A 14,132-nucleotide genomic window follows, 5' to 3' on the forward strand; every position below is an offset into this window, starting at 1 on the left:
ATGGCAGAAATAGATTTTCCCGCAGAAATCCGCGCGCTCCGCTCGACGTTCTCTTCCATCGAAGACGTGTCCGACGTCGCAGCGATGAAAGAAGACATAGCTGAGCTGAGCGAAATGGCCGGCGAGCCCAACCTCTGGGATGATCCGGACGCGGCGCAGAAGATCACCTCCAAGCTCTCGCACCGCCAGAGCGCCCTGGAACGGCTGCAGAGGCTCGAGGCCCGCATCGACGACCTGGAAGTCCTCGTCGAGCTGGCCCAGGACGAGTCCGACGCCGACAGCAAGGCCGAGGCCGCTGCAGAGCTGGAATCGCTGCGCAAGGCGCTGTCCGAACTTGAGGTCGTCACGCTGCTGTCCGGCGAGTACGACGAGCGCGAAGCCGTGGTCACCATCCGGGCCGGTGCGGGAGGGGTGGACGCAGCGGACTTCGCCGAAATGCTCCTGCGCATGTACCTGCGCTGGGCTGAGCGCCATGGCTACCCGACACAGGTCCTTGACACCTCCTATGCCGAAGAAGCCGGCTTGAAATCCGCGACCTTCGAGGTGAAGGCACCCTACGCCTTCGGCACACTGGTGGTCGAAGCAGGCACGCACCGCCTGGTGCGGATCAGTCCCTTCGACAACCAGGGCCGCCGCCAGACCTCGTTCGCCGCCGTCGAGGTGATTCCGCTGATTGAAGCCACGGACCACATCGACATTCCGGACAACGAGATCCGGGTTGACGTCTTCCGGTCCTCGGGTCCGGGCGGGCAGTCCGTGAACACGACCGATTCGGCTGTCCGGCTCACCCACATTCCCACGGGCACCGTCGTCTCCATGCAGAACGAGAAGTCCCAGCTGCAGAACCGTGCAGCGGCCATGCGTGTGCTGCAGTCCCGGCTGCTGCTGCTCAAAAAGGAGCAGGAGGACGCCGAGAAGAAGGCGTTTGCCGGCGATGTGAAGGCCTCCTGGGGGGACCAGATGCGCTCCTACGTGCTGAACCCGTACCAGATGGTCAAGGACCTCCGCACTGAACACGAGGTCGGCAACACCTCCGCAGTGTTCGACGGCGAGATCGACGATTTCATCGACGCCGGCATCCGCTGGCGTGCGAACGGCAGCGTGTCCGCGCGGAAGTAGCCATCGACGGGAACGTATCCCCGCCGGCGACACACCCGCGAAGGCTCTGCCCGCCGCGGCATTCCGCTGGCTATAGTCGAAAGGCCGGTTCCCTGCTCCCAAGCCCAAGGCCCTTGCCGTTCCGGTTCTTACGCGAGGGCATGAAACAGCGATGATCACTTTCGACAACGTCACCAAGGTTTATGACCGCAATTCCAGGCCGGCCTTGAACTCGGTTAGCCTCGACGTCGACCGCGGTGAGTTCGTCTTCCTGGTGGGAGCATCCGGTTCCGGGAAATCCACCCTCATCCGCCTGGTGCTCAAGGAAGAGCACGCAACCCGCGGGACCGTTTACGTGGCCGGCTCCAATGTGGCCAAAATTCCCAGCTGGCGCGTACCCCGTCTCCGCCGCGGAATCGGCGTCGTCTTCCAGGACTTCCGCCTGCTCCCCAACAAGACTGTCTTCGCCAACGTGGCTTTCGCCATGCAGGTGATTGGCCGCAGCCGTGCCGTCATCCGGGAGACCGTTCCCGAAGTCCTGAAGACGGTGGGGCTGGAAGGCAAAGACCAGCGGCTTCCGCACGAACTCTCCGGCGGCGAGCAGCAGCGTGTGGCCATCGCCCGCGCCATTGTGAACAAGCCCGGCATCCTGCTGGCTGACGAGCCCACTGGAAACCTTGACCCCACCACTTCCCTGGGAATCATGAAAGTCCTGGACCGGATTAACCAGAACGGGACCACCGTCGTGATGGCCACACACGACCACGACATTGTGAACGCCATGCGCAAACGGGTCATCGAACTGCGCAACGGCAAAGTGGTCCGTGACGAACGTGAAGGGATCTACTTGGCGACGGCGATGCAGCCCGTGGTTCCGGCAGCCGGTACCAGCCCGGTCCCGGCGCCGGACGGCACAGGTGCCGGCCCAGCCGGTGCTCCTGAGACCGTTGACGCCGTGAAACCCAACGGCCTGGCTGGTTCGGAGGCCGCAGAATGAGAATGGCCTTCGTGATGGGCGAGATCGGTTCCGGAATCCGCCGCAACCTCTCGATGGTTGTTTCGGTCATCCTGGTGACCTTCGTTTCCCTGACCTTCGTGGGGGCTGCGGGCCTCCTCCAGCTGCAGATCAACCAGATGAAGGGCTACTGGTACGACCGGGTGCAGGTAGCCGTGTTCCTCTGCGTTGACAATGACACTTCCCCCTCCTGCGCCTCAGGCGCGGTGACTGATCAGCAGCGAAGTGCGATTGAAGCGAAGCTGAATTCCGCGGAGTTCGAGCAGTACATCGACACCGTGCAGTTCGAAGATCAGCAGACCGCGCTGGGCCACTTCCGTGAGCAGTTCGCCAACTCGCCGATCGTGGACAGCGTGACCGCCGACCAGCTGCCGGAGACCTTCCGGGTATCCCTGGTGGATCCGGAAAAGTATGAAGTCATCAATGAGGCCTTCTCCTCGATGCCAGGTGTCGAGTCCGTCAGCGACCAGCGCGAACTGTTGGAAAAGGTCTTCTCCTTTATGAACATCGCCTCGCTGGTGGCGCTGCTGATCGCTGTCCTCATGCTGGTCTGTGCGATCCTGCTCATCGCCACCACAATCAGGCTCTCCGCCTTCAGCCGCCGCAGGGAGACCGGTATTATGCGCCTGGTGGGTGCTTCCAAGGCGGTGATCCAGCTGCCCTTTGTGCTCGAAGGCGTGATCGCCGCACTCATCGGAGCCGTGCTGGCCTCCGGCACGCTGTGGGCCGTGGCGCACTTCTTCATCGGAATGCTGGCTCGCCAGTATCCCGCCACCGCCTTCATATCTGCACAGGAAGTACTCATACTGAGTCCGGTATTGCTGATTCTTGGCGCGTTGCTGGCGGGCGTCTCCTCGCTGCTGACGCTCAGACGGTACATCAAGGTCTAGAGTGTGGGCACTGGGAAAGGAAAGCTGAAAAGTTCCATGGAAAGTCTCGCCAATGATTGACCGCCAGGTTCCGCGGCCGCCGCACGCCGCCCGATGGATGCGCCCTGCCAAACGGGGTGCCGCCGTCGTCTCCGCAATGGCGCTTGCCCTGGTTCTTGCCCTCAGTGCCAGCACCGCCAGCGCTGATGAACTCAGCGACCGCAAGGCCGCTCTGGATGCCGAGCAGCAGCGGGTGCAGGAACAGTACGAGTACCTTGGCGAGGATATTGCCAAGACCGTGGCGCAGCTGAATATCTACCAGAACGAAGAGCTTCCCGCCGCCCAGACAGTGCTGGCCGACGCCGAGGGCCGGGTGACGTCCGCATCAGCCAAGGTGGGTGCGCTGACTGACCGTGTAGCCCTCGCACAGGAAACCCGCAATACCATCGCCGCCCAGATCGCCGAGGATGAGAAAGCGCTCGACGAGACCCAGAAGGTGATCGGACAGATCGCCAGCCAGGCCTACAAGAGTGGAGGCGTGCCCTCGAGCCTGACGCTCCTTTTTGGTGCTGACGGGGCGGACAGCCTGACGGACACCATGGGGATGGCAGGGCAGGCACTGCGCGGACAGAACGCAGCCGTGGAGCGCCTGACCCAGCAGTCAGCCACCAACGTGAACTCTGAGGCGCGGCTGGCCGCGGTTGAAGAAGAAATATCCACGCTGAAGGCCCAGGCCGAAGAAGCGCTGAAGGCTGAACAGAGCGCCCGTGACGAAGCGGCTGCGGAAAAGGCCAAGGTCGATGACCTGATCGCCAGCGCCGAGGCACTAAACAGCGAACTCGAGGCGCAGAAGCCCGTCGTCCAGGCGAAGCTGTCCTCCATTCAGTCGGAGCAGGCAGCTGTCCAGGCCGAGATCGCCGAGCGCCAGCGGATCATGCTGGAAGAAGCACGCCGCGCGGAAGAAGCCCGGATTGCCGAAGCGAACCGGGTAGCGGCCGAACAAGCGGCACAAAACAACCAGCCTGTACCACCGCCCCAGACCGTCGTGCCCACAAACCCGTCCGCTTTCGGACTCCAGTACCCCGTCAGCGCGCCGGTGACCTCCGGGTTTGGCTGGCGCCCGACGCCGGCAGGCACCATCGATTTCTCCGGAACAGGCGGATACCTGCACTCCGGCATCGACTTCGGTGCACGCTGCGGAACCCCGATCTATGCTGCGGCTGCCGGTGAGGTGTGGCGATCGGACATGGGCGGCACCGAGATGATTGGTACCGGAAACCGGATTGTGCTGAACCACGGCGTGATCGGAACCAGCGCCCTGGCGACGAACTACTACCATATGAGCAGCCGGGTCGTCTCGGCAGGACAGTGGGTCAACGCCGGACAGCTGATCGGCTATGTGGGATCCACCGGTAACTCGACCGGCTGCCACCTGCACTTCGAGACCATGCTCAACGGCCAGCTCGTTAACCCCTCGGGGCTGCTCTAGGCCTACAATGGGTGTTCCGCATCCAGGATCCACCTTCCACTAAGGAGTTGAACCGTGCCCAAAGAAAGTGGCCGTAAAGTTGTGGCCACCAACCGCAAGGCCCGGCACAACTACGAAATCCTCGATACCTACGAGGCTGGAATGGTGCTGATGGGCACCGAGGTCAAGTCGCTGCGTGAAGGGCGGGCCTCCCTTGTGGACGGGTTCGCGACGTTCTATAACGACGAATTGTGGCTGGAAGCCGTCTACATTCCGGAGTACCTCAACGGCAGCTGGACCAACCACGCGGCACGCCGGCGCAGGAAACTGCTGCTGCACCGCGAGCAGCTGGAAAAGATTGCGCAGAAAACCCGTGAGTCCGGGTTCACGATCGTTCCGCTGCAGCTCTACTTCCTGGACGGACGCGCCAAGGTCGAAATCGCGGTGGCGCGCGGCAAGCGTGACTATGACAAACGCCAGACGCTGAGGGAGAAGCAGGACAACCGGGAAGCCCTGAGGGAGATGCGCGCCAAGAACCGCGGCGCCTGATGAGCGGCACCTTCTGGGAGCCGCAGGCCGAGCTGCCGGAACAGCGCGGCCCGCGCAAGCCAGTGTGGGCCTGGGCTGTCACGCTTCTGGACCTGCTGATAGTGGCGGCCGTGGCGCCGGTGGTGATTCTGGTCGTGGTGCCGTTCTTCGTGGTCTTCTACGTTTATCTCGCCCAGGTCCTGATCTGGATTTCGCCAGTGCTCCTGGCCGCCAACGCTGTCCTTTTTGTCTGGGCGTTCCGCCGCAAGTACGCCGGCATGACAGCCCTGTCCATTCTCTCGGTGCTGTTCGTGCTGCTTGCCGCGGTGGTCCTGGTTCTTTGGGGGACACCCTTCACAGTGTTCGGCCTGACGTTCTAGCCGGGATGCGCTATAGTTAACGGTCCGGTGTGTTTATAGCCGGACAGGTGTGCCGGTGCTGAAAGTGGTACTGAACCGGCACAGCACCTCAGTTGGTAACTGAATACGGGGATGACAGGTTTCGACGATGTTAGTCGCGACAGGTGAAGCGGGCCGAGGATGCAGGGTTATCTCGTAAACGCTCCTTGCAAACCAATAAGTGCCGAATCAAAGCGCACTGACTTCGCTCTCGCTGCCTAAGCAGCAGGCATAGTCCGTCAGACCGGGAATGCTCTCGTCCCGGATCCTGGCGTCATTTAGAGGGCCACTGCTGAGCACTTTCGCCGTTGGAGTGCTCGGGACTTTTAGACGGCTGGGCCCGGATCAGCCACTTGTTCACATGATGGCTGGGGCCGAGAAACTCCGACGTGAACTGCGCCCGGAGAAGCCCTGACAACACGACATCGGACGGGGGTTCAATTCCCCCCATCTCCACCAACCACGAAAAGCACCCCGGTCTTCGGACCGGGGTGCTTTTCTGCGTCAGCTTCGAGTGTTGGGCTGCTAGGAGGCACCGTCTTTGTAGTACTGGCTTGATAAGCCATAATTCGGATCCAGCTCGGACCGCTCCATCTGGTGGCCTGCCGGGTTTTCGCGGCAGTCGGACGTGAGCAGAATTTCCACCCATGGACTCGGGCTATTGCGATAGGTGACAGTTATGCCGATGTCGTCCCTGAGGTACATCAGAACCCGCACATCCCCTCGTTCCTCCGGCGGGTAGGAGACCTCATCCAGGAGTTCCCAACCCTCGTCATCGAGCCAGGCTCCCATCCGGTCAAGCGCCTCATTGGCTATCGAGGCGTCCGCTACCTGGCTGGAAGCGACACCCAGCCATCTGGTCTCAAGGTGCTGCTCCTCAATCTCCGGGCGCAGGCAGGATTCCTCCCGCAGGTCCGCAATACGGAGGCCAGCCCCGGCTTGCTCCACCAGTGCAGGCAGGAGCTCTTCGAACTGCACCAGATGATCCGGTGTCCCCGCCGCGGCAGGAGCATCGGGGGATGGTTCGGAGTTCAAGGCACAGCCTCCCAAGGACGCGGTCAGGATCAAGGCCCCTGCAAATGCTGCGGCGGGACGTAAATTCACTTTTCGAGACTTTCGGTGGTCACGGTCTGCAACTTCCTCGTCGTGTAGTCTTCCGGCCGTTCTTCGATGGGGCTTTCCCAATACGAATATCCGAATCCGTTGTGCAATACCTCATCAACGTACAGGCTGACGCGGCCTCCCTCGATGACCGACTGCATGTTGGCTGCCGACGTTGACCCCTTAACGAAGTAGTCACTGTGACCCTTCATCAGCGAATCCGGTTTTTTCGGATTTACGAAACCTGACTCCAGACGAACGGCATCCATTTGGGCCGTGGGCACCCCGCCGCTCCAGAAAGAACCGCTGTGGAAGCCGCCGCCTGCCACCTGCGCAGCGGTAATCGGATCGTCGCGGGTCTGGATCCAATAACGGTTTGCGTCCGGGCTGCCTGTATCGCTCGGACTCGAAACTTCATGGCCTATTCCGGCCGGGGCCACGTAGAGGATGTTAGATGCTGTCAGCCCCTCCCGTTCTCCGGTACCGAGTAGCGAACCCCCGGCGCTGTAGCCAACGTAGGTACTGCGTGTGTTCGCCGGAACCTCCAGGTCCAACGCATGATCGAACGCAGCCAGCAGCGGGCCGCCGTCCTCGTTGTAGGCGCTTGTGAGGTTGTGGTGCAGTTCGTTGGGAAGATCGGTGCCCTGCCAATAGAAGGAGAGTTTTTCCGGGGCGGAGTCCCCATTGATGGCATCGAGGCGGTCCGTGTAGCTTGCCAATGTGCCCAGGTCCGCGCCCGTCCCTGGTACCAGGACTGCGGTTCGGTCGACGGCGTCCGACGGAGAGCCGTGCATGGTGACGATCCGGCCATCAGCCGCAGAGCTGACCAAGATGACCTGGGAAGCGCGGTCTGTGGCGAAATCGAGTCCCTTGAGGACTGTTTCCAGCCTGGCCTTCTCGGCTTTCCACGCGCCGTGATCCCGTCCCCACTGCGCGGCGCCAGCCCTGCTTTGGCTGTAATCGGCGAGGGAAGGTTCCTTGAGCGACGCCAGGTCCCGCCGGGCCGTATGCCGGTAGCCGGCCACCGTGACCGTGTTGGCGTGGGCCCGCGACGCGAACGGAACTCCGTTGAGGGCGCCGAACACCGCGGGATAGAGCAGCAGGAGCTTTTCCTGGTCGGCGGCAGAAAGGTCCAGCCAGGCTGCGCGGATTGCGGCAATGCCCTCTTTTGACTGGCTGTCGTCCATCACGCCCGACAGGGCCGCCTCGGGACTTCCCAAGGGGAACGGACCTACCAGCTTGTTGGCTGCCAGCAAAGCGGCGCCCTCAGGATTAGCTTCGGCCCAAGCCTTCAACTCAGCCGTATCCAACCCCCGGAGGGAGAGGAGCAGTGCGCCCGGAGTCACCGCACCCAGCCGTTCGTCGAGCGTGCTGGTCAGCGATGCCCAGCTCACTCGCGGCAGCGTCTGGCTGCCAAGATAGGCAGTCATGGGCAAACCCTCCCCGGAGCCCCCGGAAACCGAGGCCAGACGGGCAGCGGTGTCCTGCTGCAGGGTGTTCCACTGTGCCGTAAGCCCGTCCGCCCGGGTATTGAAGCTGTCAACGGCTTTCCCATGCTGCACGGGGTCGTCGCCTTCTACGAGCTCCCGGGGCTGTTCAGCTGTGAGCTGTCGAAGTTCCTCGGCCAGGGTTAGGGCAGCGGCAGCGAAATCCTGGATGATCCCGGCGGCGGAGACCAGGGAGGCCCGCCACAGTGCCATGGGCTCGGCCAGCGAATCCATGGCCGCGTGCACCAAGTCCTGGGTCGCGGGTTCCCGGTAGGCGGGTCCGACCCGCTGCCAAGCAGTTGTGGCGTCGGACAGATAGCCCTCCGCCACTCCTGCGCGCACCAGGAGGTCCTGGGCCAGGGCATCGAGCCTGGTCCAGTCGCCGGTAATATCTGGAAGCGTCGAAAGATGCATCATTCCGCCTGGAACCGCAAACGCCCGGTCCGGGGAGGAGCTGCGGGAGCGTAGGCCGTGGGAAGGGTGGAGAGCGCGGACTGTGCTGCTGCGCTCATTTCGCCGTCGGCGTCGATCAGCGCCTGGGCCACGTCGGTGAGGGCCGTGGTCTTGCGGAAAACCAGGCTGGAGATCCGCTGGGCAACGTCCTGCCGGGGAGTCCAGAAGGAGGCGAAAGCACCCGCCACGACGTCGGCACTACCGAAACTGCCGGCGAGGTCCGCGGCGGTGTCCGCAGCGGCGTTCCCGGCCTGGTGCAGGGCCTGGCCATCCGCCGCAACGTCAATCACGACGGCGTGGATGGCCGCCGGCTGGATCTCGTACTGCAAGCTTCCCCCTGGATGCGCGGACGATTCGGTCACGTCCGAGTCTGCTGCAGCGGCGAGCAGACGTCGATGGGCAGAAGTACCCATCGGCGTGCGCGGCCAGCCGGACCGGCACAACGCGGCGGGCTGGCACAGGGGCCCTGCCTGTCCTTGGTAAGCTTGTCTGAAGCCCTCCGCCCGCCGTCCTGCGCTCTGCAGTGTCCGGCTCCGGCGCGGAGGCGCCCCTTTCCACCGCACCCACCACTGACCTGCTGCTCCGCTGCGCCGTGGCCCTCAACGGCCGTGTCGACCGGAGCGCTGTGCCGTGCCCCAAAGCCCGGCGGCGGGAAGAACCGCAATACCGTAGGAGAAGCGCCACCCCCATGCAGTCCGCCCCCGAAGCAACGCACGCCGAAACCCTCTGGAACCGCCGCTACGAACCCAACGTCGCGGAAGTTAACCAGCTCTGCGACTCCCTGATGGAACTCAAGCCAGGCAGCGAGGTGCCGTACGTCGACCCGCAGCACGATGTTGATGAAGCCAGGATCGTCAGTCTGTTCTCCAACAACGGCCCGGCGCATCCGTCCGGCTTCATCACCGCTGGCAGTGACGAGGCGATGACACGTCTGCTGGGGGTCCACTGGCAGGTTGGCCTGCGGCCCGAATTTGTTATGCCGTGGAACGTACACCCCTGGTACACGCCGGGAGAGCCGCACACGAAGCTAACCAAGGAGGAGGTCCAGGAGGGCCTGCGGCCCCTGCTGCGCTTCCTGGCACTCGTGCCGCGTGCCTCGGTGATCGTTGCGCACGGCACGGAAGCCCAGCGGCTGTGTGCGGCTTTCCTGAAGACCGAGAACCGCATGATCTACCGCCGCAGCTTTAAGATCTACAAGGCCCGGTCCGCGGAGGGACGCTCCTTCGGCGCCACGGAGGAACGCCAGCAGGAGTCGCTCGCAGAGATGCGGCTGGCTTACAAGGACGCCATGGCCCGGACCGGACTGGCTGCCACCGGACGCTAGCTGCACCCGGGAACAAGCCGGGCCCGGGCAGGCCAGGCGCCCGCCCGGGCATCAGCCGGCTGACACCGGAACATCAACGATTCCGGTGAAGCGGCTGCCGATGCCTTCGTACTCACTGCGGACGCAGCCCTCCGGAACCGGGGGAAGTTCCCGTGCGCTGTGGTCGAAACATGCCACGTGCGTGAACTCCGGCCACCACTTCTTGGGACGTGCCATCTCGCGGTAGCTGCAGACCGTGCACTCCAGCGATACCCAGACCGGCCGTTTGCCGGTCCGGTTGGCGCGTGACTGCGCAAGCCACTGCGGCGGATTGGCGTTGAGCTCATCGAGCTCAGAGCGTTCCATCTTTGGCGGGATGCCGTGGCGGGTGGCCATTTCGAGCGGAATATCCAGGATCTGTGCGGCAAGGCGTCGGGTAATCATCGCCTTCAACAATACGGCAGGGCACGACGGCGGTTGTCCGCCGTCGTGCCCTGTTTCAGTTTCGAGGCGGGTCAGTCCGCCTCGGCAAAGGCCTGCCGGAGGTTCGCCTCCTGCTCCTTGGAGAGGTTGGTGGCGATCAGGGTCGCATTCGGGAAGCCGTCCTTGAAAGCATCCAGAACCCGGTCCTCAACGGCATCCGATGACAGCACAAAGAGCGCCGACGTTCCCGGCGTGACTTCCTGCCGGACCTGTTTGATGAAGTTATCGTCAATGCCGACATCAACCATCGATGCCGACAGGGCACCTACCGCAGCACCAACAGCGGCACCGATCAGCGGAATAAAGAAGATCAGCCCAAAGAGCAGCCCCCAAAAACCGCCGCCCAGGGCCCCGGTGCCCACCAGATTGTGCTCCTGGATGGTCCGGGGCTTCTTCTTGTCGCGGGGCCAGGTGATAATCGCCTCGTCCTGCACGTTAATCAGGTTCTGGGACTGGAGGCTGGCGAGGGTTTGCGTTGCCCGTTCTGCGGCATCCGCATCGGGGAATTTCCAGACGGTCAGTGTTGCCATGGCAGATACTCCAAACGGTTGTGATCCTGGCACCGCCCGCTGCGCCAGGGGCGCAACAGGCAGAGTAGACGTCACGTTAGCCAGCGCAATACACCGAGATCAAGGAAAGCCGGGCCCCGGAGCCGGGTCAGCCTCAGATCAGTTTCCTACCGGCCTGACTCACCGTCACCGGAGAGGCTGGACCGGTAAAGCTCCAGCAGGCCGGCGGTGCCGCCCGAATCCCTGGCCCGGCGCTGCCGTTCGGCTCCGGTGCCCTTCTCCCAGAGGCCGGCGAGGCCTGCCTGGACCCATTCCGTGTCCTTCTCCGCTTCCAGCGCCGCTCCGGTGAACTCGAGCAGGGCGCGGATCCGGTCCTTGGCGGGGACCAGCTCCGCGCTCACGGGGTCCACCAGCGTGCTGGTCAAACCCTCCCGGGCTGCCTGCCACATGGCTGCGTCCAGCAGTTCGGCTTCCGGGACGGGCCGGTGCAGATCCCGCTCCGCCTCCTCCACTGCGGTGTTGACCAGTCCCCGGATCAGGGCGGCCAGGAGCACGGAATCCCGTGCCTCGAGCTGGGCATCACCGGCCCGGACCTCCAGGGTCGGATAGGAATCGGAGAGCCGGGCCATCCAGGTCAGGACCCCGCGGTCGATGATCGCTCCGGTGGCAACGAGCTGCTTCACCCGGCGTTCGTAATCCGCTGCGTCCTGGAAGACCGGAGGGCAGCCCTGGACGGGCCAGCGGCGGTAGTGCACCACCCGCCAGCTGCCAAAGCCGCTGTCCCGGCCCAGCCAGTAGGGTGAATTGGTGCTCATGGCGACGATCGCCGGCAGCCATTCCCGGATCCGGTTCAAAGCTTGTACCCCGGACTCCCGGTCCGGAATCGAAACGTGCACGTGCAGCCCGTTGACGAACTGGTCGCCAACGATTCCCGGTGCGCTGTCCCGCAGGTCCCGGTACCGTTCCTTGTCTGTGAGGTCGGGGTAATGGTCTTCGATAAATGGTGCGGACGCCGTTCCAGCCGCCACAACGGAAGCTTTCCTGGCAGCAGCCTCAAGCTGGGCACGGAAGTTGAGCAGATACTCCTCCGCTTCCGTCAGCGTGGAAGAAACCGGGGTGGCAGTTTCGAGCTGGCAGCTGAGCAGCTCGCGCTGGATTTCATCCTCGGTCACCCGCGGAGATTGGTGCAGGTAGCCGGCTACCTCGTCAGCCTTGTGCACCGGCAGCCCGGTGGACGGATCCAGCAGCAGGTACTCTTCCTCGATGCCCAGTGTCGCCATGCATCCCTCCAAGATCGTGTTACGGCCATGGGCGCAGGTAGCGCTGAGCCTGTCTAAAAGCCTAGGTCCAAAATTCTGGTCAGCGTCAAATAAGAAGTAACCTGAGGTTTTTCTCACGTCGGCTACGCGGCAGTGAGTGACCGGCCGAACAGGTCAGTGAGCCCGGACCAGCCGGCTTCGGCCACGGCGGCCCGCTGGCGGGCGGCTCCAGTGCCGGTCCGCTTCAACCGCTCCAGTCCGCGGACAACATAGGGAAGATCCCCGGCGTCTTCCAGCGCGGGCCGGATGAATGCCAGGAGGGTGTTCAACTGGACCTGGGCAGGGGAGGAGACGCCGTCCAGTCCCATCAGGTGCGCGTCGAGGCCATAGCGGGCGGCCTGCCACAGCGCGGCGTCGTGCATCTCCGGGTCGGTGGGAGAGGGTTCCGGTTCCCGCAGGACAGTCGTCACCAAGCCGCGCACCAGGGCCGCCAGGAGAACCGAATCCTGTGCCTCCAGCTGCGCGTCGCCCACCCGCACTTCCAGGGTGGGGTACTGCTGCGAAAGCCGGGCTGCCCAGCCGATGTGGCCGGCGTCCAGCACGACGTCGGTGGCGAGCAGGTGCTCAAGCCGCCGGTCGTAATCGGCGGCATCAGCAAAGTACGGCGGGCAGCCCTGGACCGACCAGCGGCGGTAGTGAATAAGCCGCCAGCTGGAAAAACTTGAATCGCGCCCCCGCCAGAACGGAGAGTTGGCGGAAAGAGCCGCCAGAGTTGCGAGCCAGGGGCGGATGCGGTTCAGGGCGGCTATCCGGTCTTCCCGGTCGGGAATCCCAACATGGATATGCGTACCGTTGAGGTAGTGTTCTCCCGCCACCGCGCCTGTCACCTCGCCCATGAGCAGGTACCGCCCCGATCCTGTGATCTCCGCGGGCGGCTCCGGGATGAGGGGAGCTGCCCCCGTCAGCGCAACACCAACCCCGGAAGCGGAAGCCGCTTCGGCTATATGGGCACGGGAAATCAGGAGCGCTTCAGCCGCCTGATCCAGGGACTCGCAGACAATGGTGGACGTCTCCAGCTGTGAGGCGAGGAATTCTGCGCTCGCCGTTGTCACCAGTGCGGATGTTTCCGCCAGCTTCCCCGAAAGTTCAGCCGCGCGCGCGGCGGGCATACCGCTGAGTGGATCGATGAGCAGGAATTCCTCCTCAATGCCGAACGTCACCATGCATTTCCCCTGTTCGCTGCGCTGGCGGAGGACCTAACCGGTTGGATTAGTTTAGGTCAGTGCCCGGTGCTGAAGGCAGGGGGAAAGGAAGAAGTGTCAGTCCGCTCTGCGCAAGGTGGTCCCCGCCGCGCTAGCCGGTGGCAGCCAGGTGGCCCAGCGCGACCGCGCACACGGACAGCACCAGGTTCAGGGTGACGTTGGCGGCGGCCAGCCGCCGGCTGCCATCGAGCCACAGGAGTACGGTCGCGGTACTCCAGGAGCTGAAGGTCGTCAGGCCGCCGGCCAGCCCGGCAGCAGCAGCGTCATACACGCCGCCGTCGATGCCTCCGCGCTGCAGCAGCCCGAAGGCGGCACCAATCAGCAAGGACCCGGCGACATTGACGATCAGCGTTGCCGTGGGGAAACGAGGGCGCCCGGCCCGCCGTGAACCGGTAAACGCGGTGTCCAGCCCGAACCGGATCAGGGCTCCGGCCATTCCGCCCAGGGCAACGAACAGGAACGTCATGGCTGCACTGCCTTCCTGCCGCGTCCCGGGCGGCCCAGCAGCCGGTTGCCCGCTGCCAGCCCGGCACCCGCTGCGGCCAGCCCAACGGCCGTGCTCAGTCCCGCGTACAGCAGCCAGGTGCCATGCCGCCCGGAGACGAGCAGCGTTTCGATGCTGAGCGCCAGGGCGGAGAAGGTGCTGAAGGAACCCAGCAGTCCAGGTCCCAGCCCCGCCCGGAGCCAGAAGGGCACCGTGGGGCGGAAGAGCCACCAGGAGGTCAGGAAACCCAGTGCCGCACTCGCAGCGATGTTGATGGTGAAGGTGGTGGTGTCGAAGGCACCCGGCACAGGGGGGAACAGCGCGGTCAGCAGGTAGCGTGCTTCGGACCCGGCCAGACCGCCAACGGCCACGGCTGTCCAAACCCGCCACCCCGGCAGGGTCCTTCCGCGGAGCC

General features: G+C 64.1%; 16 protein-coding genes and 1 other RNA gene. 8 read left to right on the forward strand and 9 right to left on the reverse strand.

The features are described 5' to 3' along the window. The 7 genes from prfB to ssrA all read left to right on the forward strand — a co-directional run bounded on the left by prfB (position 1) and on the right by ssrA (position 5,835). Positions 1-1,119 carry a peptide chain release factor 2 gene (gene prfB / locus H9638_RS10455; RefSeq protein WP_191747111.1) on the forward strand — a complete coding sequence of 373 codons (1,119 nt, stop codon included), beginning with the start codon at positions 1-3 and terminating at the stop codon, positions 1,117-1,119. A gap of 151 nt (positions 1,120-1,270) precedes the next feature. After that, entirely contained in the window at positions 1,271-2,095 is an 825-nt protein-coding gene (ftsE, locus tag H9638_RS10460; RefSeq protein WP_191747112.1) for a cell division ATP-binding protein FtsE, read from the forward strand. Further along, positions 2,092-3,003, forward strand: coding sequence for a permease-like cell division protein FtsX (ftsX, locus tag H9638_RS10465; RefSeq protein WP_191747113.1), 912 nt, complete (start codon positions 2,092-2,094; stop codon positions 3,001-3,003). The genes ftsE and ftsX overlap by 4 nt, the downstream gene beginning before the upstream one ends. 52 nt (positions 3,004-3,055) lie before the next feature. After that, the gene (locus H9638_RS17085) at positions 3,056-4,471 is read left to right on the forward strand and encodes a peptidoglycan DD-metalloendopeptidase family protein (protein WP_318241851.1); all 1,416 of its coding nucleotides are present in this window, start codon (positions 3,056-3,058) and stop codon (positions 4,469-4,471) included. A 54-nt stretch (positions 4,472-4,525) separates the two neighbouring features. Continuing rightward, a complete protein-coding gene (smpB, locus tag H9638_RS10475) occupies positions 4,526-4,999 on the forward strand; it encodes an SsrA-binding protein SmpB (protein WP_191747114.1) in 474 nt (157 codons plus the stop codon). Beyond that, on the forward strand, positions 4,999-5,358 hold the full coding sequence (locus H9638_RS10480; RefSeq protein WP_191747115.1) for a hypothetical protein: 360 nt from the start codon (positions 4,999-5,001) through the stop codon (positions 5,356-5,358). The genes smpB and H9638_RS10480 overlap by 1 nt, the downstream gene beginning before the upstream one ends. A 107-nt stretch (positions 5,359-5,465) precedes the next feature. Then, positions 5,466-5,835: a transfer-messenger RNA gene (gene ssrA, locus H9638_RS10485) on the forward strand. Between the two features lie 66 nt (positions 5,836-5,901). On the opposite strand, the gene H9638_RS10490 is transcribed toward ssrA, so the two are convergent. The 3 genes from H9638_RS10490 to H9638_RS10500 form a co-directional block, all read right to left on the reverse strand. Further along, positions 5,902-6,411, reverse strand: a complete 510-nt coding sequence (locus H9638_RS10490) for a hypothetical protein (protein ID WP_191747116.1) — start codon at positions 6,409-6,411, stop codon at positions 5,902-5,904. A gap of 65 nt (positions 6,412-6,476) precedes the next feature. Continuing rightward, positions 6,477-8,381, reverse strand: coding sequence for a hypothetical protein (locus tag H9638_RS10495; protein ID WP_191747117.1), 1,905 nt, complete (start codon positions 8,379-8,381; stop codon positions 6,477-6,479). Next, positions 8,378-8,746, reverse strand: a complete 369-nt coding sequence (locus H9638_RS10500) for a DUF6507 family protein (protein WP_191747118.1) — start codon at positions 8,744-8,746, stop codon at positions 8,378-8,380. The genes H9638_RS10495 and H9638_RS10500 overlap by 4 nt, the downstream gene beginning before the upstream one ends. 359 nt (positions 8,747-9,105) lie before the next feature. Here H9638_RS10500 and H9638_RS10505 point away from each other — a divergent pair, with 359 nt between their 5' ends. Further along, positions 9,106-9,741 (forward strand): uracil-DNA glycosylase family protein, encoded by a 636-nt coding sequence (locus tag H9638_RS10505; RefSeq protein WP_191747119.1) that lies wholly within the window; start codon positions 9,106-9,108, stop codon positions 9,739-9,741. 51 nt (positions 9,742-9,792) lie between these two features. Here the strand turns inward: H9638_RS10505 and H9638_RS10510 are convergent, their stop codons facing one another. The 6 genes from H9638_RS10510 to H9638_RS10535 form a co-directional block, all read right to left on the reverse strand. Continuing rightward, the gene (locus H9638_RS10510; RefSeq protein ID WP_191747120.1) at positions 9,793-10,164 is read right to left on the reverse strand and encodes a hypothetical protein; all 372 of its coding nucleotides are present in this window, start codon (positions 10,162-10,164) and stop codon (positions 9,793-9,795) included. 71 nt (positions 10,165-10,235) lie between these two features. Continuing rightward, positions 10,236-10,637 (reverse strand): DUF1269 domain-containing protein, encoded by a 402-nt coding sequence (locus tag H9638_RS10515; RefSeq protein WP_404799660.1) that lies wholly within the window; start codon positions 10,635-10,637, stop codon positions 10,236-10,238. A 242-nt stretch (positions 10,638-10,879) separates the two neighbouring features. Beyond that, positions 10,880-11,992 (reverse strand): carboxylate-amine ligase, encoded by a 1,113-nt coding sequence (locus H9638_RS10520; RefSeq protein WP_191747122.1) that lies wholly within the window; start codon positions 11,990-11,992, stop codon positions 10,880-10,882. Positions 11,993-12,114: 122 nt separating this feature from the next. Continuing rightward, positions 12,115-13,194, reverse strand: coding sequence for a carboxylate-amine ligase (locus tag H9638_RS10525; RefSeq protein WP_191747123.1), 1,080 nt, complete (start codon positions 13,192-13,194; stop codon positions 12,115-12,117). Between the two features lie 130 nt (positions 13,195-13,324). Continuing rightward, a complete protein-coding gene (locus H9638_RS10530) occupies positions 13,325-13,699 on the reverse strand; it encodes a fluoride efflux transporter FluC (RefSeq protein ID WP_191747124.1) in 375 nt (124 codons plus the stop codon). After that, entirely contained in the window at positions 13,696-14,088 is a 393-nt protein-coding gene (locus H9638_RS10535) for a fluoride efflux transporter FluC (RefSeq protein ID WP_318241852.1), read from the reverse strand. The genes H9638_RS10530 and H9638_RS10535 overlap by 4 nt, the downstream gene beginning before the upstream one ends. Positions 14,089-14,132: the final 44 nt, after the last annotated feature.

This window comes from Arthrobacter pullicola (genome assembly GCF_014836875.1).
Lineage (GTDB): Bacteria > Actinomycetota > Actinomycetes > Actinomycetales > Micrococcaceae > Arthrobacter_B > Arthrobacter_B pullicola.